The following is a 19,879-nucleotide window of genomic DNA, read 5'->3' on the forward strand; positions in this document are numbered from 1 at the left end:
GATTCCTCTTGTCTTGCATGAAAGAGGGTGGATCTCACGCGAAAGGCTTCCATTTGGCTACTGCTCTCAACCATGTTTCTCACCAGTTTGGGTTTTGGGGTAATCTTGCCCACCTTGCCTTTTTTATCGAAGCACTTGGGGGCGACGCCCCTGCAGATGGGGCTGGCGATTTCGGTGTTCTCTGTCGCCTCCCTGTTTGCAAGCTTTCTCTGGGGTGCTGCGAGTGACAGGCTTGGCCGCCGCCCCGTACTGATTATGGGCATCGTCGGCTATGGGTTGTCGTCAGCACTCCTGGCGCTTGCACCCAATATCACGGTATTGCTGATCCTGCGGTTTCTAGCAGGGGTGATGGCATCTGCGGTGTCTCCATCATCGATGGCATTGGTGACAGAGCTGACCAGTGCTGAGGAGCGGCCACAGATTCTGGGCTATATGGGCTCGATTAACGGTATCGGCTTTATTTTTGGACCGCCTGTTGGCGCTTTTCTCAGCATCTTTGGCATCGGGGTACCGTTTGTGAGCGTCGGACTGCTTTCCATTCTCAATGGACTATTGGCGATGCGTTTTTTGCCGAGGGGAAGCAAGCTTGAGGAAGTGTCTTCTGAAGCTTTCCGCCGGGAAGAGAATAAAGGCAATGCATGGGTGGCTGGGGTAAAACGATTAGGCTTGCTCTTGAAAAACAAAATGATTGCGCCGCTGCTGTTCGGTTCGTTTGTCATCGCATTGGCGGACGCAAGCATTTCCTCTACGCTCTCGTACTTCATCACTGGCCCACTTCAGTCGACGCAGACGATGGCGGGCTGGGCGTTCATGATGAATGCAGGTGTGAGTGCAATCGCACAGGCAACCATTTTTGCCCGTATCTTTACCCGCTACGGAGACATGATGACGATTGTGATTGGCTTTTCCTTTGGGGCTGTCGGTTTCTTTCTCCTGGGGCTATCTCAGTTGCTTGTGTGGGCGTTTGGCGCGGTGGCACTCCTTTCCTTATGTCGCGGTCTTGCGTTTCCCTCGATTACGACGGGCATCTCACTGCGAATCTCGTCGGCATTGCAGGGGAGCGGTTTTGGCTCCTACAACACGGTGGGCAGCTTGGGGCGCACACTGGGGCCGTTGATTGCCGGGTGGTTGTTTTCGCTGCATGCGAGCAGTCCGTTTTTCTTCTCTGGAGGGCTGTTGCTCCTGACGGTCGGTGCCTTCCTGATCTGGACATACCGGGAGAAGAAAATGTCGGCGCATCAGCAATCCAATACCGTTCAGAAAACAGTTTAGTGGGGGTGAGTGATCTTGAAATCCGAACGTATAGCGGCCATTGTCGGAGTCGCTGAGTCTGATCTGGGCTTGGTGCCAGGTAAAAACGTGCTGCAATTGCAGGCGCAGGCGGCAAAAGCGGCGCTCGACGATGCCGGTTTTACAAAAGATGATGTGGATGCACTCTTTACGGCAGGGAACTGGGCATGGGCGCCCAATTTGATGCTGGGCGAGTATCTGGGCATCAAGCCCAAATTCACAGACGGGACGAATATTGGCGGGTCGTCGTTTGAGTCTCACGTAGGGCATGCATTGGCAGGGATTCGAGCAGGACTGTTTGATGTAGCGCTGATCACCTATGGAAGCACCCAGCGCTCCAATCCTGCCCGAGGCGCTGCTGTTCCTTTCGCTCCACTTACCGAGCAGTATGAGCGTTCCTTTGGCTTGCCGATGACGGTCGGGGCTTATGCGCTCGCTGCCATACGGCACATGCATCAGTACGGGACGACATCAGAGCAACTGGCAGAGATCGCCGTGGCTACGCGCAAGTGGGCGATGCGCAACGAAAAAGCGATGATGCGCGAGCCGATTGAGATCGAGGATGTCCTGAAATCCCGGATGATTGCAGAGCCTTTGCATCTGTTGGACTGCTGCCTGGTGACGGATGGAGGAGGAGCGGTGGTCGTGGCGTCTGCTCGGGCTGCGGCTCGTGCAAAGAAACGTCCGGTCTGGATTCTCGGACACGGGGAGACGCATACCCACAATTCCATTGCCAACATGCCTGATTTGACGATGACAGGAGCGCGTGAATCCGGTCGCCGCGCCTTTGAGATGGCGGGAGTGACCCATGATGAAATCGATGTGGCAGAAATTTACGATTCGTTTACCATCACGGTGCTGCTCACCTTGGAAGCGCTCGGCTTCTGCGAGCCAGGTGAGGGCGGGGCGTTTGTCAGCGGTCAGCGAACCGCACCAGGCGGAGCGTTTCCGATGAATACCAACGGCGGAGGGCTTTCCTATACGCATCCGGGCATGTACGGCATCTTCTTGCTGATCGAAGCGGCTCGTCAGCTCAGGGGTGAAGGTGGAGAGCGTCAGGTGCCAAATGCCAAGCTGGCTTTGGTCAACGGTACAGGCGGCGTCCTCTCATCCACATCAACCGTTATTCTGGGGAGGGATTAACATGGCGAGCCAAATTCCAAAGCCGGTGGTCGACAGCGATTCCAAACCATACTGGGATGGCTTGAACAATCATGAGCTCATGATCCAGCATTGCGATGACTGCAGCAAGCACATTTTTTACCCGCGGCTCTTATGTCCACACTGCTTTTCCGACCAAATTTCGTGGAAGCAGGCGAGCGGGCAGGGACATATCTACAGCTATACCGTTGTTCATCGGGCGTTTGGTCCATTCGCTGATCAGACTCCCTACGTAGTTGCGATCGTCGAGCTGGCAGAGGGCGTGCGGATGATGTCGCGGATTATTGGAAATCGGGAGGACATTGCCATCGGTAAACCCGTTTCCGTTACCTTTGAAAGAGTGGATGACGATCTCACGTTGCCGTATTTCAAGCTTGCCTAGCTAAGGATCAGGTTGAAATGAACTGGAGGTGTGGGTATTGAGTGGAAATGCAAAAGTAGCCGTATCACCCGAACGATTGCGGGAGTTTTTTCACCCGCGCAATGTAGCGCTGATCGGGGCGACAGACAAATCGATGTGGTCCGTTTTTACTTATAAAAATCTGAAGATTATGAATTTTAGTGGTGAAATCTACTGCGTCAACCCAAATCGGGATGTCGTTCATGGGCAGAAAGCGTATCACTCCCTGCTGGATATCGAGGATTCCATCGATTTGGCTTACGTCATGGTCCCTTCCAGTCACATCATGCAGGTGATGAAGGAAGCGGCAGCGAAAAAAATCCGCAATCTGGTCCTGCTGACGGCCGGTTTTAGCGAGCTTGGAGAAGCGGGACAAAAGCTGGAGCAGGAGCTGCTTGCCTTTGCCAAAGAGCATGACCAGCTGATTCTGGGGCCAAATGGCAACGGGTTTGTCAACGTCACCTCGAGCTTGACGCCGTACGGGCTGCCGATTACACCGCCTCTTAAAGCGGGTCCGGTCGGGGTAGTCCTGCAGAGCGGGGCGCTGGCCAGCTCGATCATGACGCTGGCGCAGGTGCGCAACGTGGGGCTGAGCTTTCTCGTAGCGATGGGGAACGAGACGATGATTTCTGCGACGGATATCATCGATTACTTGATTGAGGATGAATCGACGAAGGTAATTGCTCTGTTCCTGGAGTCGATCAGGCAGCCCGAAGAGTTTGCCCGGGTAGCCAAAAAAGCGCTGCAGTACGGCAAACCGATCGTCGCCCTCAAGATCGGGCGCAGTGAAAAGAGCGCACATACCGCGATGGCGCACACCGGTGCACTGGTCGGGGATGATGCGGTCAATGACGCGGCGTTCCGTCAGCTCGGCGTCATTCGCGTCAATTCACTGGAGGATCTGCTCACGACCGCAGGGCTTCTGGGGTACACCCCGCCTTTGTATGGTCGTAGAATGGGCGTCGTCACACCATCTGGAGGAGCGTGCGACATCCTGTCAGACCGCTCAGCGGATGAGAAAATCGAGCTGCCGGAGTTCTCCCCGCAGACGGTGCAGGCACTCAAAGAGATCGTCCCCAGCTTTTCCACTGTGCACAATCCGCTTGATGTGACGGGGTATGTCGTGGTCGACCGAACCTTGATGCGGCGGGCATTGGCGGCAGTCTCCAAGGACCCTGAGCTCGATTTCATCATCTCATTGGTAGACCCGCCCAGGGTGGAGCCGGAGGACGTAGCTCCTGTCTACGAGCAGTACGAAGAGCTGTCCAAAATCGTGAATAACGCCGCATGCCCGATCATCCTGGTGATGAACACGTCGCTGGAGATGACGCCATTCGGGCAGAAGGTGGCAGATAAGTACGGCCTCCATTTCGTGGGAGGTATGGAGCATGGACTCACAGCGCTCGGCAAAGCGGTCTGGTGGAACGAGAAGTATCGTGCGAATAAAGTTTCTGCGGCAAAGAAAGCCCAACCTGTAGCTGAGCTGTCCATTGATGTAGCAGGCGGCGAATGGTCCGAGTACCAGGCGCGAAAGTTTTTGGAGGAGCATGGGGTACCTGTTGTTCCAGGCTTGCTCGCTGCAAAGCTGGATGAAGCAATCGCGGCAGCCGAGCAGGTAGGCTATCCGGTTGCGATGAAAATCCAATCGGAGGATATCGCTCATAAAAGCGACATCGGCGGCGTGAAGCTGGGACTGGCTTCGGAGGCAGAGGTAGCGGATGCCTATCAGGAGATACTGGCGAATGTGCAAAAACGAGCGCCAGGCAGCCGGATCGAAGGCATTCTCGTCAGCCCGATGCGTCCAGCGGGAACAGAGCTATTGGTGGGGATTGTCAATGACCCGCTGTGGGGCCAGGTATTGGCGGTAGGAATAGGCGGCGTCTTCGTCGAGGTGTTCAAGGATTCCAGCCTGCGTGTGCTGCCGGTCGAGCGTGATGAGATCATGACGATGCTGGAAGAGCTGCGCGGCCTTCCTTTGCTGAAAGGAACGCGTGGGCGAGTCGCCGCCGATCTGGAGAAGGTAACGGATGCCATCTACAAAGTCAGCCAGCTGGCGTACTCTGCAAAGCAAAGCCTGCAGGAGCTGGAAATCAATCCGCTGTGGGTGCATGGCGGGCAAGTAGAGGCACTCGACGCCTTGATGAAGTGGAAACAAACGGATAGAGTCGTCTCCCCATAACATTCCTTTTCGTGGCGTTCAGCCGGGTCTGGATCAGGGTCTGCTGGACGCCATCACCTACAAAATGCAGCGCTTGTGACTCGGTGCGTTTCGCTTGAGTTTGCTCTTTTTCTTTGGTTATGTAAGCGCTTTACACTAAGGAGGCGACGAAAAATGCCAAAAAGCACGGGATTACTGTCCCGGGAACTCACGGAATATCCAGTCGGAGGAAAAAGGATCTGGTTATTGTTTATTGCCATTCTGGCCAATTTTATCGCATCCTACGAGGCTCAGATCGCGCCGGTCCTGCCGCTCTTGTTAAATGATTTGGACATTACGCTTGCCCAGTACGGTGTCGTTTCCGCGATCTCCGTCATTGCCTCCGCCATTTCGGGACTGATCGTCGCCCCTTTGTCAGACAAATACGGTCGAGTTCGCTTTCTGGTACCCGGGTTGTTCCTCACCGCTGTTTGTGTGTATTGCATGGCTTTGGTCAGCTCGCTTTCCGGGCTTTTGCTCTTGCGCATTTTGCTCGCATTCGTCGATGGTCTGGCTCTGGGAACGACAGCAGGCCTGGTACGTGACTTCTCGCCACGGCTGGGTCGGGCGCTGGCATTTGGTTTTTGGACGTTTGGTCCGGTTGGCTCCAACTTTTTTGCCGCCGCGATGGCAGGTTGGACTTTGCCGATCTATCAGACGTGGCAGTCGCAGTTTATCATTGGCGGAACGATAGCAGCGGTTTCTGCGATCGTCATCATGTTTTGTATTCGAGATCTTTCTCCGAAGCTGCGTTCCCACGTTATTGAGAACGAGGAGGAGCTGAATAAGAAAGCCGCAGGCGAAAAACAGGCTGTCGTCAAACCGAAAATGCGCGATATCTTGGCCGTTCCCCACATCTGGACGCTCGCCATCGGTGTTTCCCTTTTCCTGCTCACCTACCTTACGATAGCTTCCTTCGGGCCCAAGATGCTCGTCGACGCATTCGGCTACGAGGCGCACGAAGCGGCAGGTATCGCCAAGTATTTCTGGCTGTTCAATCTTGGGACGCTGCTCATCGCCGGCTGGATTTCTGACCGTCTGCAGCTGCGCAAAATCGTTTCCTTGACCGGTTGCATCCTGTTTGCCCTCTATATGGTGTTCTTTATCTCTCTGTTCGGCAAAGAAGTTTCAGACGGCGCGATGATCATCTATACATCCATTCTGGGCGGCCTGATCGGTATCTGCTACGGACCTTGGTGTGCTTTATTCTCGGAAAATATTGAGGATGTGAATCCCTCGCTGCAATCGTCTGGTTGGGCGGTATTCGGGTTGGTATCCAAAATGACGGGGATCCTCACTTCGCTGATCGTTCCATTGGTAGTGGCCAGTTCCGGTTGGGATACTTGGCTATGGATCGCGCTGGGGGTAGGAGTCATCATATACATCCCGTGCCTGATTTCAGGAAATGGCCCTTGGCTTCGCCGGAAAACCGGGACGAATCCAGTCACGACCGTTCAGTAGCATACTCGCTAGGGGAAAGAGTGGGAAAGAGCCCAGTGCCTGTTGGTAATGGGCTTTTTCCTCGTCTCAACAGCCTGTCCTGGTGAATTGTTTGTTAGCATTCCTTTTACAGATTGCTCGGCGGTAAAAGTAAGATGAGGCAAGACGGTAATGAAATACTCATGCTTTCAGCCGTTACGAAATAGAAAAAAAGAGCACCTTCTTCAGGTGCTGAAATCCGTGAATCTAAGTTCTAGTTTTAACGGCCAGTCCACTAAAAGAAACTGGACCAACAAGATCTGCTCTAGTATTCGCAGTACGATTTTCTGCGGTTACAGTGTAAATATGGCTTCCTGATTTCACATTATTATCGATTGCCTGAAATGTGACGGAATAGTTTTGTTCTGAACCAGTTGATTCAATACCTTGCAGTGTATTGAAAATCTCTTTACCATCACGGAAGATCCTAAAGAGGATTTGAGCAATACCTGTAACCCCCCGGACGCCAACCGTTGCTACTAATTCAACCCGATTAGGTCGAGAACTCCGAAATGCCTACTGATCAAGCTTGCAGCATTCAGCTTAACATGATGTGTAAGGAGGAAAGGACATGACTACGGTATTTGCAAACGTCATTTGAAATGAGTCAAGATTGCTGCCAACAAAACGGAAATTATGTAAAACTCCTGCACCTTAATAAAGGGTAGGAGTCGGGTAGCACACAACAGCTTCGATAAACCTTGGATCAATACCATAAAACATCCAGTACCGGCCATTCCACCGATAGCCAGAAACCCCATTGTACTCGACGCTAGTTGGATAAAACCAGAATTGTTCTCCATTTACCAGCCAAACATAAGTGTTTTCGTACAAACAATCGACTAGATAGGTTGATGGTTGCGGGGGGATGTAAGATGGTCTTGGTGGGATGAAGCTTGGAGGTGGAGATGTTGGAGCCTGAGCTGGATACACCATTCCCTTTTCACTCCTTCCTAATCTACAAGCATCATATTCCTGGACAGTTCGTTGGGTGTCTCTATCGAAGCTTCCCTGTTTTCCTGAAACAGGGGGGAGTTTCCACCTGGGGATTCGCTATTTGAGAAGGAATGAGTCACCAGCATCACGAACAGTAGAGAGGGACTTTTAGGCACTCAGGCAAGGAAAGAAGGGAAAAATCGCATGTCATCTCACCATTCCATACACCCCGATTGCGCGAGAGCCATCAGTCGCCTCATGCAAATCAAAGAACCGAAGCGCCAGGACTTCCTGGATTTGAAAACGTACGGGCGCGATGTCTACTCGGAAATGGGCTGGGACGAGCTTCAGCATTATATCAATGAAAAAACGGTTGTCATCGTCGAGCAGTTCGAAGACGAACAAAATATCCTGTCAGCGCTTCGCTGGGTAGCGCGAGGCTTGCCAGTCTGGTTAGCCATACGGAAGGTGCGGACAGATTACGCGATGTATCGGTATATGAAGTCAGTGTAGAAAACTGGCGACACAAGAAAAGCAGGCTCTCTTTGGGATGGGGGCCTGCTTTTCGCATGTATCGTTTTCTAGTTTCCCGATTTATCTACAAGAAAGAGATTCCCAAATGATAAGATGAAATGGAAAACATTTGAAGGAGTGGAAACGATGGCAGTCAACATCACCAATTTTGCAGTTGTACAACTACCTGTAAGAGATGTGGAAGTATCGGTAAAGTGGTATCGAGAAGTACTTGGCATTCCATTTACGTTTGACTTTAAACCGGGAGACAACGAAGCATGGATGAACGTCGGCGGGGTGGGCCTCGGCCTGGTCCACACCGACAATGTCCCAAATCTCGATTTTCGCAATAGGGAAGGACAACTGCAGCCGATCATTTCGCTGCAAGTCGAAAATATCCATGCCGTCTATCAAGAGCTGGCGGAAAAAGGCTATGAGCTGAGCGAGATGTTCTACAAAAAAGGCGGCGGCTACAGCTTTCAGCTGCGTGACCCCGACGGCCATCTCAATCATCTGTGGGGTGGCTGGCCGTCGGCAGAGGATGAAGCGGCGAATTCATAGAGGGCTGCGAATTACACGAGCTTCTTGAAATAAACCTCAGGCTTCTCTCCACAGCAGCTGCTTCCCGCAAAAGGAATGCCCTCTGATCCAGAGGGCTTTTTTCAAGCCCAATCACGCAATTTTTCCAATAAAATTTATGCAAGTAATGAATTTAATACTGCGTTTCGAGCAAGAAAGGTCTATTATTGACACTATGATTATTGTTTAGGAGGGAGCTATCATGACAGAATTTTTACTGAGTCTCTTGCAGATTATAGTTGTGAACATCGTACTGAGTGGTGACAATGCGGTCGTAATCGCTCTCGCTTGTCGAAACTTGAGCCCGGAATTGCAAAAGAAGGCAGTCTTCTGGGGAAGCTTTGGGGCCATCGCACTTCGGGTCATTCTTACCTTTATCGCCATTTATCTGTTGAAAATTCCATTCGTTCAGGTCGTCGGTGGGCTCTTGCTCATCTGGATCGCTGTCAAACTGCTGAAGGGCGAGGATGAAGACAGCCATATCGGCGGCGGCTCGAACATGATGGAAGCGTTGAAAACCATTATTTTTGCGGACCTGATCATGAGCCTCGACAACGTCATTGCGGTAGCGGGTGCTGCAAACGGCAATATGCTCCTGGTGCTCATCGGTCTGGCGATCAGTATTCCATTGATCATTTGGGGAAGCCAGTTGTTGATGAAGCTGATGAATCGTTTTCCGATCATCGTGCTTTTGGGAGCTGCGCTGCTCGGGTATACGGCTGGTGAAATGATCGTGGGAGACAAGCTGGTCAGCGGCTTTATCGAAGAAACCATGCCTGCGCTGCATATCATTTTGCCGGTAGCATTGGCATTGGTGGTCATCGCCGTAGGGAACTACCTCAAGCGCAAAGCGGAAAAGGAAAAAGCAAATCAAGTCGGACAAGATCACGCGGAGACGCTGTAATCGATGGAGTTTCGCGATTGGCAGATCCTGCAAACGCTGTTTCTGGAGCAGAATATCACCAAGACGGCAGAGGCTTTGTACATTTCCCAGCCTGCGCTGACCAAACGCTTGCGCCAGATCGAAAAAGAGTTTGGCGTGCAGATTGTGCAGCGCGGAAGCAGGGGCGTACAGTTCACTCCCCAAGGCGAATATTTGGCCAAATGCGCGGATGAAATGCTCATGCGGCTGCGCAGTATCAAGGAGCATGTATTGAATATGGGAGACGAGGTAAATGGAACATTGAGGCTGGGGGTTTCCAATTACTTCGCGCGCTACAAGCTTCCCATGATCCTCAAGCAGTTTAAGGAAGCATACCCGAACGTCGAGTACAAGGTGATCACGGGATGGAGCAAAGACGTGTACAAGTCCGTGTACAATCAGGACGTGCATGTCGGCTTCGTCCGCGGCAATTACAACTGGACGGACCAAAAGCAGCTGCTGTTCGAGGAATCAGTCTGTGTCGTTTCCCGAGATCCGATCAACATCGAAGAGCTTCCGAGCTTGCCGCGGATTGATTATGGGACAGACCCGATGCTGCGGGCGCTGGTCGACAACTGGTGGACGGAGCATTATTCCCAGCCGCCGCTGATTGGCATGGAGATCGACAAGGCGGATACCTGCAGTGAAATGGTTGCGAGCGGGCTGGGGTATGCGATCCTGCCGCGAGTCGTGTTGAATGGCAAGGACGATTTGTACATCGTCCCTCTGACCACCAAAGCCGGGGAGCCGATCAAACGAAAGACGTGGATGTTTTATCATGCCGACTCGCTCGAGCTTCAGATGGTCAAAGCGTTTGTGCAATTCATGGAACAGATCGATATACAAGTCCCCAAGTGAACGGGGAAGGAAAAACCTGCTGCGACAGCAGGTTTTTTCTAGTTCCGATATTCGCCCAGGGAATCGACAGCGATAACCTTTTGGTATTTTTGCTGAAGGAGCGATTGCCTTACACTAGGGGTACCTCATCACAGAAGTTCCATTGACGTCAGATTGCAAGAGAGGGAAACGCTATGCTGCTGCGATTGCTCTACACGCTGTTGCTCGGAGCGCTTGGAGGACTGCTGTTTGCCGTGCTGCACAGCCCGCTTCCCTGGCTGCTCGGAGCGTTGGTCACTACGGTTGTTTGTACCTTTCTCGGTGTCCGCAACCTGTGGATCCCAAAATGGTTCCGCCAGGTAGGGCTGATGGTGATCGGCATATCGCTTGGCCTGCGCATGACACCCGAGATTTGGGACGCCATGACAGGTCACATCGGTTTGATGCTGATCGCCACGATTTTGACGGTAGCCATCAGTCTGGGCAATGCCTGGATCTTCCACAAAGTGGGCAAAGTCGATAGCATTACCGCGATCTTAAGCAATATTCCGGGAGGGCTCTCGGAAATGGTGACGATCGGGCAATCCGTGGGGGGAAATCAGCAAATCATCTCGATATTCCACTCCATCCGTGCCGTCATCATCGTGCTTTGTACGCCATTTATCGTTACCTGGCTGCCACATCACGACACCCTGCAGACCGCTGCAGCGGGACATGTGCTCCAGTTTGGTCAGACATTGATGATTCTGGCAGTGGGTGCGATCGGGGCTTGGCTGGCGACGCGCTGCTCCATACCGGCCCCTTATTTGCTCGGTGCCTTGCTGCTAACAGCGGTTATCTCGATGAATACTTCGCTCACGGGAAACAATCCCGTTTTGACTGGTTTTCTGGTCAAGGCGGCACAGGTCTTTATCGGGGTGAGCATCGGACTCGGATTCAAGCGAGAGGATATCGCCCGAAACCGCCGCTTCTTCCTGTTTGGCCTGATGCATTCCGTGCTGCTATTCGTGATGGTCATACTGCTTGCAGTCGGTACGGCCTATGCCACTGGCACGGAGGTACTGACGATGATTCTGGCTACTGCCCCCGGCGGAATCGCAGAGATGAGTCTGACAGCCCTGACGATTGGGGCAGATCCGCTGCTGGTTACGGCCTTTCAGCTGTTTCGCGTGCTCTTTGTACTCACTCTGTTTTCCTTTGGCGTACGAACCTGGGTCAATCGGCAGCGTCGGTTCAAGCACCCGCAAGAAACACGTGCCTAATGCAGTCACCCCCTATTTCCATAAGCAGGCCTGTATGCTCACGAAGGAGGAGCAACAGGCCTGTTCGGCGTGAAAAATATGAAAACAATCATAAAAATAACGTTTATTGAAAAAATCTGAACAAACTAGGAAGCGTTTTCAATGGGTGCTATGATCACCTTAGTTGAAAACGCTATCACAGAGGGGGCAATACAGATGAAACAAACCAAGAAATGGATGAAGTGGAGCGGTGTGCTTCTCACGACGGCGATGGCATTGAGCCTGGCAGCCTGTGGGGGCGGCGGTAATCAAGCAGCGGGGGGAGAGAAAGCGGCTTCGACCTATCCGGAAAAACCAATCGTGATCACAGCTCCGTCGGGTGCAGGTGGCGGCTTGGATAAAACGGCACGATCCGTTTCAAAAGTAATGTCGGCAACCAAGCTGGTAGAGAAGACGATCACCGTAGAAAACAAACCAGGTGGCGGACAGGCAGTAGGTTTGGCTGACTTCGTGACGCAGGACAAGAAAAACAACTACAAGCTTCTGCTTCCTTCCACGCCGATCATCATCAACAACCTGAAAAAAGAAGGAAACAGCCCTCATTCCTACAATGATATGACACCGTTGGCACAGCTGACGAAAGACTACGGCGCGATCGTCGTGTCGGCAGATTCTCCATACAAGGATCTGAAATCGCTGATGGAGGCGATCAAAGCGGATCCGACAAAAGTAACCGTAGCTGGAGGCTCTGCTCCAGGCTCGCTGGACCACTTGACCTTCCTGATGCCGGCCGTCAAAGCGGGCATCGATCCAAAATCCGTGAAATACATCTCCTATGATGGCGGCGGTGAGGCGATCGCAGCGCTTCTGGGCGGAAATGCTGACGTACTGGCTACAGACGTATCCGGTGCCGGTGAGTATGTGAAATCCGGTAAAGTGAAAATCTTGGGCGTATCTTCCCCTGAGCGCCTGAAAGGCACATTCAAGGACATTCCAACCTATAAAGAAGCTGGTTACGACACCGAATTGATCAACTGGCGCGGCGTGTTTGGGCCAAAAGAAATGTCTCCAGAAGCTGTGGCTTACTGGGAAGAAAAATTGAAAGCCATGACCCAGACACCTGAGTGGAAAGCTGAGCTGGAAACAAACGGCTGGGATGACGGCTACAAAAACGGAGCAGACTTCAAGACTTATCTGGGTGAGCAAGAAAAAATGTTCAAAGAAATCTTGGGCTTGCTCAATATGGCGAAGTAAAAAGGCGTCGAGGGATGGAGAAGAAGCGATTCTTCTCCTCCTCCATTCCTGAATCCTTGTTTGAAGGGGAGGAGCATACGTGAGCAAAACATTTGACCGATATGCCAGCTTGCTGTTTCTCGTTTTGGGAGCAGCGTTTCTGATTGGCAGCCAAAACATTTCCTCAAGTGCATACGGCAGCAATGTCGGACCGAATATCTTTCCGATGGGACTCGGCTCTCTCTTGGTTCTGCTGAGCCTGCGATTGTTTTACGAGACGTTCAAGTACAAGCAGGAGGAGAAAAAGGAAGGGCAAGCGCTGGATTACAAGCGATTCCTCATCATCCTCGGAGCCGCCCTCCTCTACGTGCTTCTTATGGAGGAAATCGGTTACGTGGTGAGTACCTTCCTGTTCCTGCTGGTAGGATTCCAGACGATGTCGAAAGGAAAATGGCTCTCGACACTCCTCATTTCCGGCGCGTTTTCCTTCGGCATCTACTTCTTGTACGTGAACGTTCTCGATGGTACTTTGCCTGGTTTACCAACATGGTTAGGCTTTTAGGAGGTGGATGACATGGATGCGTTTCATTATTTGCTAAACGGTTTTGCTACTGCCCTGCAATGGCAAAATATCATCTTTGCGTTTGTCGGCGTATTGATCGGGACGGTAGTAGGCGTACTGCCAGGGATCGGGCCCATCAGTGGTGTCGCGCTGCTGATTCCCGTAACGGCGTCGCTGACAGGGGGTCTCCCGCCGGAGGAAGCAGCGACCAGTGCAATCATTTTGCTTGCCGGAGTATACTACGGAGCGATGTACGGGGGATCGACGACTTCCATTTTGCTCAATACGCCAGGTGAATCATCTTCCGTCGTGACCGTATTGGATGGATACCCGATGGCCAAGCAGGGACGAGCTGGAGTCGCCTTGGCGATTGCTGCGATCGGTTCGTTTGTGGCTGGGATTGTCTCGCTTGTCGGTCTGGTATTTTTGGCGGAGCCATTATCTAACGTCGCGCTCAAGCTCAGTCCTGCCGATGAGTTCTCCCTGATGATCCTGGGACTGTGCGCCTTGAGTGGTTTGGCAGGAAAGTCTGTCACCAAGGCTCTGATCATGACGGTATTCGGACTCTTGCTCGCAACGATCGGGATGGACAACGTGTCCGGTGTGGCGCGCTTTACCTTTGAAATGCCGGAGCTGTATTCCGGATTGGAATTTTTGACGATCGCAGTAGGGGTATTTGCACTTGGAGAGGTTTTCAAAACCATTTTGGAGCGAGATGCCAATGAGGGCGAAATCGCCAAAATCTCCCGAATTCTGCCTACCAAGCAAGATTTGAAAGAAAGTGCGGGGCCGATCATCCGCGGTTCGTTGGTCGGATTTTTTAAAGGTATCGTACCTGGATCTGGAGCGACACTGGCATCCTTCCTCGCGTACCTGCTGGAAAAGAAAATCAGTAAAAATCCGGAGAAATTCGGAAAAGGGGCCATTGCAGGGGTAGCCGCTCCTGAGTCCGCAAACAACGCTGCCTCTGGTGGAGCGATGATCCCACTCCTGACCTTGGGGATTCCGGGGACAGGAACGACAGCGGTGTTGATGGGCGCCCTGATCATGTACAACGTGCAGCCAGGTCCTTTGCTGTTTGACGAGCATCCGACGATTGCTTGGGGCTTGATCGCAAGTATGTTTATCGGAAACCTGATGCTGCTCATTCTCAACATGCCGCTCGTCAAAGTCTTTGCCAAGCTCATTGAAACACCTCCGAAATACTTGATTCCGATGATTGTGGCTATCTCCATTTTCGGTGTGTACGCCGTTCGTGTTTCGGTATTTGATCTGGTGCTGCTGCTGATCTGCGGTGTGGTAGGTTACTTTTTGGCGAAAAACGATTTCCCGATGGCTCCATTGGTGCTTGGTCTGGTCTTGGGCCCAATGATTGAAAATAACCTGCGCCGTGCCTTGACGACATCCAACGGAGATTTCTCCATCTTTATTGAAAAGCCTGTATCGCTTGTCTTCCTGATCATCTCGGTTCTGTGGATTACGGTTCCATTGATCATGAAAATGAGAGGGAAAAAAGTAGTCGTAAACGTAGAAGGATAGAGGAGAGTGCTCTCATGCGTGATGACCAAAAGATCAAAGAGGAAGTCAAACAGCAATTCGGGGCCAATGCCGAGAAGTACGTAACCAGTCAGACACATGCGACGGGAGATGATCTCTCCCTGCTGGAGCCTTGGCTGAATCCTGCTTCGGACTGGGTATTCCTCGATGTCGCTACGGGCGGAGGGCATCTCACCAAGAAGATCGCTCCCCATGTCGGGCAGGTGTTTGCGACAGATTTGACACAGCCCATGCTCGAGGCAGCCCGCAATCATTTGACGTCTCACTCCAGCAATGTCTTTTATGTGGTAGCAGACGCAGAAGCACTCCCGTTTTTGAGCAACTCCTTTGATGCTGTCGGCTGTCGGATCGCTGCTCATCACTTCCCCAATCCGCAGGCTTTCGTGCAAGAAGTCGCGCGCGTACTGAAGCCAGGCGGGAGGTTCGTGCTGATCGACAACATCGCGCCGGCGGATGAAAAGCTGGATCGCTTTGTAAACACGCTCGAAAAGCTGCGGGATACCAGCCATGTGCGCAGCTATTCACGCTCCGAATGGCTAGGGTGGGTAGAGGAGGCAGGTTTGGCAGAGAGCCAGTCCCGCATCCGCAAAAAAACGTTCCCGTATGCGACGTGGGTGAGACGCACGGCTGAGTCTGAGGAGCAGGTCGAGCAAGTGACGGCCCACATTACAGGCGCAGATCCGGAAGTCCAAGCCTACTTTGCCGTAGAGAGGGAAGGCGAGGAAGTCACCTCCATCCAGGTCGATGAATGGATGGCCCTGTTTGTCAAACAAGAAGGCTAAAATCACGTATGAATTGCAAGTCCCCGCTATGCAGAAAAGCGGGGACTTTTTGCTGTACAAAAGGTCGCGAACGAACCGTAATAAATGCGCCGGTTTCCAAACGAATTTTATAACGTTTTCGTTCAAAATCTTGCTTGTTTTTTACGATTCGTTCGAAGTTCACCGACAATGGTTACGAATGGTTTATTATAGTTGGAATTGTGCTACTATTTGCACAGGGGGTATCGGCGATGGATGAAGTAGATCTGAAAATTGTGGAGCTTCTAGAGGAAAATGGGAGACTGTCGCACGAGGAAATCAGCAAGCTCTTGCACATTTCACGCCCGGCTGTCCACCAGCGTGTAGGCAAGCTCGAACGAAGTGGAGTGATCAGGGGGTATCGCTGCATCATCGATTGGAGGAAGCTCGAGCAAAAATTCAAAGTCCTGATCTTCGTCAAGGCGAGGTGCCAGAACTTCAAGGAAATCGCCCGCAAGATCGTGGAGCTAAAGGTGCCCAACGTAAAAATCGTCGAATGCCAAAGGCTCGCAGGAGAGTGGTGCATGATGCTGAAGGTTCGTGTGAATTCACCGGAGGATTTGACGAACCTGATCGATGAAATGGTCAAACATGAAGAAGTTTTGGAAACCTCTACAACCTTCATCCTGTCCACCATGTATGAGGATGGGTGGAAGGAAATAGAAAGCGAGGGTGGAATCAGCCGATGACGGAGAAAAAAGATTCAAAACTGATTGCCGTGACGATCGCATTGCTGATGGTATACCTGTTTTGGGGCGGTACTTATCTAGGGATGAAGGTCGCGATTGAGTCCATGCCTCCCTTTATTATGGCAGGGGTTCGATTCTTTCTGGCTGGTGCCGTCCTTTTCCTGATCGGGCGCTGGAAGGGAGCCGATATGCCGAGTGCGGCTGAGTGGAAGGGAGCCGGGATCGTGGGCGCGCTGCTCCTGCTCGGCGGCAACGGAGTCGTCGCTTGGGCAGAGCTGAGACTTCCTTCCGCCATTGCATCCTTGCTCGTTGCCACCGTTCCGCTGTGGATTCTCGTGTTCAACTGGGTTGGCGGGAGCAGGCAAAGGCCTACGCTGGGGGTAATGGCTGGGATCTTGTTTGGCTTGGCCGGAGTAGCCGTATTGGTCGTTCATCCTGGAGGTGCAGAAGAGAAAGGCATGGATACGGTCGGAATCCTCGCCCTTTTATTTGCCTCCATCAGTTGGTCGTTCGGCTCGTTGTATTCGCGCACCGCCAAGCTGCCTGCCTCGCCATTGATGTCGACCGCGCTACAAATGATCATAGGGGGAATCTTGCTCGGCATCGCGTCGCTGTTTCTCGATGACTGGACGAAGCTGCACGTGACTCAAATCTCGCTTCGATCCTGGGTGGCACTGGGGTATTTAATCGTTTTTGGTTCGATTCTCGCGTATACCGCATACATTTGGCTCTTAAAAAATGCGGAGCCTTCGCTCGTGTCCACGTATGCATTTGTGAATCCGATTGTCGCGGTCTTTTTAGGTTGGCTGCTGGCAGATGAGCAGCTGACTACCCAATCCTGGATCGCTGCCGCCATGATTATCGCAGCCGTCGCCATCATCACGATTTTTCGCGGTAAAAGTGCTGCACACTCGCAAACCGTTGTGCGAAAAGAGGAAGGACACCTTCAGGCGAGTGAATGAAAAAGGGAAGTATGGACAGGTGCCGAGATAATCTGTCCGTACTTCCCTTCTATTTGTTACTTTTCTTACGCATCCCTGATCATCTTTCCATTCTGTTCCGCCCAGCGGTATTTTCGTTCCGGGCGGCCGACGGTGCCGTAAAAGGTCTCCACGGTGACTTCATTAATGGATACCAGAAATTCGAGATACCTGCGCACAGTCGAGTGGCTCATGCCGACCAGTGCTGCCAGATCGTCCGCATTCACGCTTTGTTGGGTCACCTGCATCTTGTCCCGGATGAGCTTCAGCGTCAGCTTGTCGATTCCTTTCGGGAGCAGCGTGACGGTTTCCCCCGTCTTGGGGGCAGACGCGTGCACAGCTTTGGTAAACAGCTTGTCGACAGCACTCTGATCCATGGTGGTGTGCTGCTGAAGCTGACGTCTCGTACTTGCGTATTGCTCCAGGGTAGACATGAATTTATCGATGATTATGGGCTTGATGATATAGCTGTACGCCCCGCCTCGAATCGCCTCTCGCACCGTTTCCACATCGTTCGCGGCTGTAATCATGATGGCGTCGATCCCGCGAAAATGCTTTCTCACTTCCCGCAATAGGTCAATTCCGTTCATATCCGGCAAAAAGATGTCCAAGAGCAGCACGTCTGGAGTCACGACATGCAGCATTTCCAGAGCCTGCTTGCCGGTGGTGGCGGTGGCTATGATTTGAAATCCCTCGAGCTTGAGTGTGAATTGTTCATAGATTTTGGCAGCAACTTCGTCATCTTCTACGATCATGACGGTAATAGGTTTATCAGTCATCGGGATTTGCCCCCTCTACTTTTTTCTGTTCCTTATCCATCGGTACCGCAATCGTGAACCGTGCGCCGCCCAGATTGCTCTTACCCAGGGTGATGTGTCCCCCCAGGAGCTCCAGCGAGTTTTTGACGATTGCAAGTCCGAGCCCGCGATTTTCTCCCGGCTTGGTTGTGACACCGCTTTCAAAGATGCGGGATTCCATGTCCGGTGGAACGCCTTGTCCATTGTCTTCGATGTCGAAAATGATGTCTTTTCCAAGATCGGTGAAAGAGACATGAACCATGGCTTCCGCGCGTTTGTGCGAGAGAGCTGCCTCCATCGCGTTGTCGATCAGATTGCCGAGAATCGTGACGAGCACCTTGGTATCGATATGATCCGGCACATCTCCGAGATAGCTGTCCTGATCGAGCTCCAGTGACACCTTCAGCTCTTTGGAGCGATTGATTTTTCCCAGCAGACAGGCAGCGATGAACGGTTCCTTTACGGAGCTCATGATAAAGGCGAGAATATCCTGCCTCTCCTTGACTTCATCCGTGATCAATTCCAGCGCTTTGTCATATTCCTTGAGCTTGAGCAGTCCGTATATGGTGTTTAAACGATTCAAATATTCATGATTCTGTGCACGCATATTATCGGAAAAAGAACTGATCTTCGTGATTTCCTCCGTGAGCTGCTCGATTTCCGACTCCGGCCGGAAGGTGAAGACGACGCCTCTGACTTCGTTGTTGCTGAGGATGGGAGAGTAATCCGTGATAAAGATTTCGTGCCCCAGCAGGATCTTGTGATTCGTCTCTTGTGTATGTCGATTAACCGAATGAATAATGTCACGAATTTGCGGGCTGGAAATGGGATTGCCAATCGTCAAATCCTCCTGAAGGAGTGCGCGTGCCCGCTTATTCATGGAAACGACGCGGCCCTGCATATCGACCGCTACGGTAGCGTCACGGATGGATTCGAGAATCGCTGCCTTTTCCGTAAACAAAAAGGAAATTTCCTCAGGCTCCAGACCATAGAACAAGCGCTTCACACGCCGAGCGATAATGAAAGCGCCGACGATGCCAATCACCAAGAGCAGCATCGAGAAGGTGACGACTCTTGACTTGTACTCCGCGACCCTGTTTTCCACTTCGCTCATCACGAAGCCGACGGAGGAGACGCCGATGGTCTCGCCTTTGCTGTTGACGATGGGAGTCTTCGCCTTGATGGCCGGGCCGGATATGCCTGCCCCGCGATAGATAACGGAGCGATTTTCCAAAAAGACGGGATCATTGCTTGTCCCCATTCGATGCCCTATTTGATCTGGATCGTAGTGAGAGTACCGTATTCCGTCTTTGTTTCCGATCACCACGTAACTGGCTCCGGTAGAGATCCGGATGGATTCAGCGATGGGCTGGATCAGATCGGAGGGATGTGCCGTACCAAAAGCCGCTATGATGTCATCGTCCATGGCAGCCATCTTGGCGACCGTCATGGCCTGCTGTCCGATGTAACGATCCAAAATGTCGTCCAATATAAAGGAAAACAGGGCGGTTCCGATCCCCATGCTGATGAGGACCACGATGGAGATGAGCAGAACCATTTGGGTAAAGAGGCTGACCCGAGCTTTTTTGCGGGTAAGGATCATGAGCAAACCACCTTTGATGACGGATCAGGATGTATGAAACCGTTTACTATACATATATTATATAACAACAAAAGCGGATCGACTTCACATTTGTGACACAAAG

General features: G+C 52.1%; 18 protein-coding genes and 1 pseudogene. 16 read left to right on the forward strand and 3 right to left on the reverse strand.

The window, feature by feature from the left end:
* Positions 1-27 precede the first annotated feature (27 nt).
* The 5 genes from JNE38_RS06335 to JNE38_RS06355 all read left to right on the forward strand — a co-directional run bounded on the left by JNE38_RS06335 (position 28) and on the right by JNE38_RS06355 (position 6,509).
* Positions 28-1,272: an MFS transporter gene (locus tag JNE38_RS06335; RefSeq protein ID WP_343071542.1), complete on the forward strand. Its 1,245-nt coding sequence runs from the start codon at positions 28-30 to the stop codon at positions 1,270-1,272.
* Between the two features lie 9 nt (positions 1,273-1,281).
* The gene (locus tag JNE38_RS06340) at positions 1,282-2,433 is read left to right on the forward strand and encodes an acetyl-CoA acetyltransferase (protein WP_238933574.1); all 1,152 of its coding nucleotides are present in this window, start codon (positions 1,282-1,284) and stop codon (positions 2,431-2,433) included.
* 1 nt (position 2,434) lies between these two features.
* Positions 2,435-2,833: a Zn-ribbon domain-containing OB-fold protein gene (locus tag JNE38_RS06345; protein WP_203355763.1), complete on the forward strand. Its 399-nt coding sequence runs from the start codon at positions 2,435-2,437 to the stop codon at positions 2,831-2,833.
* Positions 2,834-2,870: 37 nt separating this feature from the next.
* Positions 2,871-5,030 (forward strand): acetate--CoA ligase family protein, encoded by a 2,160-nt coding sequence (locus JNE38_RS06350; protein WP_203355764.1) that lies wholly within the window; start codon positions 2,871-2,873, stop codon positions 5,028-5,030.
* 153 nt (positions 5,031-5,183) lie between these two features.
* The gene (locus JNE38_RS06355; protein ID WP_203355765.1) at positions 5,184-6,509 is read left to right on the forward strand and encodes an MFS transporter; all 1,326 of its coding nucleotides are present in this window, start codon (positions 5,184-5,186) and stop codon (positions 6,507-6,509) included.
* A 225-nt stretch (positions 6,510-6,734) separates the two neighbouring features.
* Here JNE38_RS06355 and JNE38_RS30540 read toward each other — a convergent pair.
* Positions 6,735-7,037, reverse strand: a pseudogene (locus JNE38_RS30540) (exosporium protein C); the annotation flags it as partial.
* Between the two features lie 630 nt (positions 7,038-7,667).
* On the opposite strand from JNE38_RS30540, the gene JNE38_RS06360 reads away from it, so the two are divergent.
* The 11 genes from JNE38_RS06360 to yedA all read left to right on the forward strand — a co-directional run bounded on the left by JNE38_RS06360 (position 7,668) and on the right by yedA (position 17,358).
* Positions 7,668-7,976, forward strand: a complete 309-nt coding sequence (locus JNE38_RS06360) for a hypothetical protein (RefSeq protein ID WP_203355766.1) — start codon at positions 7,668-7,670, stop codon at positions 7,974-7,976.
* A gap of 147 nt (positions 7,977-8,123) precedes the next feature.
* Positions 8,124-8,537, forward strand: coding sequence for a VOC family protein (locus tag JNE38_RS06365; protein WP_203355767.1), 414 nt, complete (start codon positions 8,124-8,126; stop codon positions 8,535-8,537).
* A gap of 220 nt (positions 8,538-8,757) precedes the next feature.
* Positions 8,758-9,459: a TerC family protein gene (locus JNE38_RS06370; RefSeq protein ID WP_203355768.1), complete on the forward strand. Its 702-nt coding sequence runs from the start codon at positions 8,758-8,760 to the stop codon at positions 9,457-9,459.
* 3 nt (positions 9,460-9,462) lie between these two features.
* Complete coding sequence (locus JNE38_RS06375; RefSeq protein ID WP_203355769.1) at positions 9,463-10,335, forward strand: LysR family transcriptional regulator; 873 nt, start codon at positions 9,463-9,465, stop codon at positions 10,333-10,335.
* Positions 10,336-10,508: 173 nt separating this feature from the next.
* Positions 10,509-11,576, forward strand: coding sequence for an AbrB family transcriptional regulator (locus JNE38_RS06380; RefSeq protein WP_203355770.1), 1,068 nt, complete (start codon positions 10,509-10,511; stop codon positions 11,574-11,576).
* 195 nt (positions 11,577-11,771) lie between these two features.
* Positions 11,772-12,809: a tripartite tricarboxylate transporter substrate binding protein gene (locus tag JNE38_RS06385; RefSeq protein ID WP_203355771.1), complete on the forward strand. Its 1,038-nt coding sequence runs from the start codon at positions 11,772-11,774 to the stop codon at positions 12,807-12,809.
* Between the two features lie 79 nt (positions 12,810-12,888).
* Positions 12,889-13,350, forward strand: coding sequence for a tripartite tricarboxylate transporter TctB family protein (locus JNE38_RS06390; protein ID WP_203355772.1), 462 nt, complete (start codon positions 12,889-12,891; stop codon positions 13,348-13,350).
* Between the two features lie 12 nt (positions 13,351-13,362).
* Positions 13,363-14,889 (forward strand): tripartite tricarboxylate transporter permease, encoded by a 1,527-nt coding sequence (locus tag JNE38_RS06395; protein WP_203355773.1) that lies wholly within the window; start codon positions 13,363-13,365, stop codon positions 14,887-14,889.
* A gap of 14 nt (positions 14,890-14,903) precedes the next feature.
* Entirely contained in the window at positions 14,904-15,689 is a 786-nt protein-coding gene (locus tag JNE38_RS06400; protein WP_203355774.1) for a class I SAM-dependent methyltransferase, read from the forward strand.
* A 230-nt stretch (positions 15,690-15,919) separates the two neighbouring features.
* On the forward strand, positions 15,920-16,396 hold the full coding sequence (locus JNE38_RS06405; protein WP_203355775.1) for an Lrp/AsnC family transcriptional regulator: 477 nt from the start codon (positions 15,920-15,922) through the stop codon (positions 16,394-16,396).
* The gene (yedA, locus tag JNE38_RS06410) at positions 16,393-17,358 is read left to right on the forward strand and encodes a drug/metabolite exporter YedA (protein ID WP_203355776.1); all 966 of its coding nucleotides are present in this window, start codon (positions 16,393-16,395) and stop codon (positions 17,356-17,358) included. Before JNE38_RS06405 ends, yedA begins: the two co-directional genes overlap by 4 nt.
* Before the next feature lie 65 nt (positions 17,359-17,423).
* Here yedA and JNE38_RS06415 read toward each other — a convergent pair whose 3' ends face one another.
* Both JNE38_RS06415 and JNE38_RS06420 read right to left on the reverse strand, forming a co-directional pair.
* Positions 17,424-18,155 carry a response regulator gene (locus JNE38_RS06415; RefSeq protein ID WP_203355777.1) on the reverse strand — a complete coding sequence of 244 codons (732 nt, stop codon included), beginning with the start codon at positions 18,153-18,155 and terminating at the stop codon, positions 17,424-17,426.
* Entirely contained in the window at positions 18,148-19,776 is a 1,629-nt protein-coding gene (locus JNE38_RS06420; protein WP_238933575.1) for an ATP-binding protein, read from the reverse strand. The genes JNE38_RS06415 and JNE38_RS06420 overlap by 8 nt, the downstream gene beginning before the upstream one ends.
* Positions 19,777-19,879: the final 103 nt, after the last annotated feature.

Source organism: Brevibacillus choshinensis, from assembly GCF_016811915.1.
In the GTDB taxonomy this organism is placed as follows: Bacteria; Bacillota; Bacilli; order Brevibacillales; family Brevibacillaceae; genus Brevibacillus; species Brevibacillus choshinensis_A.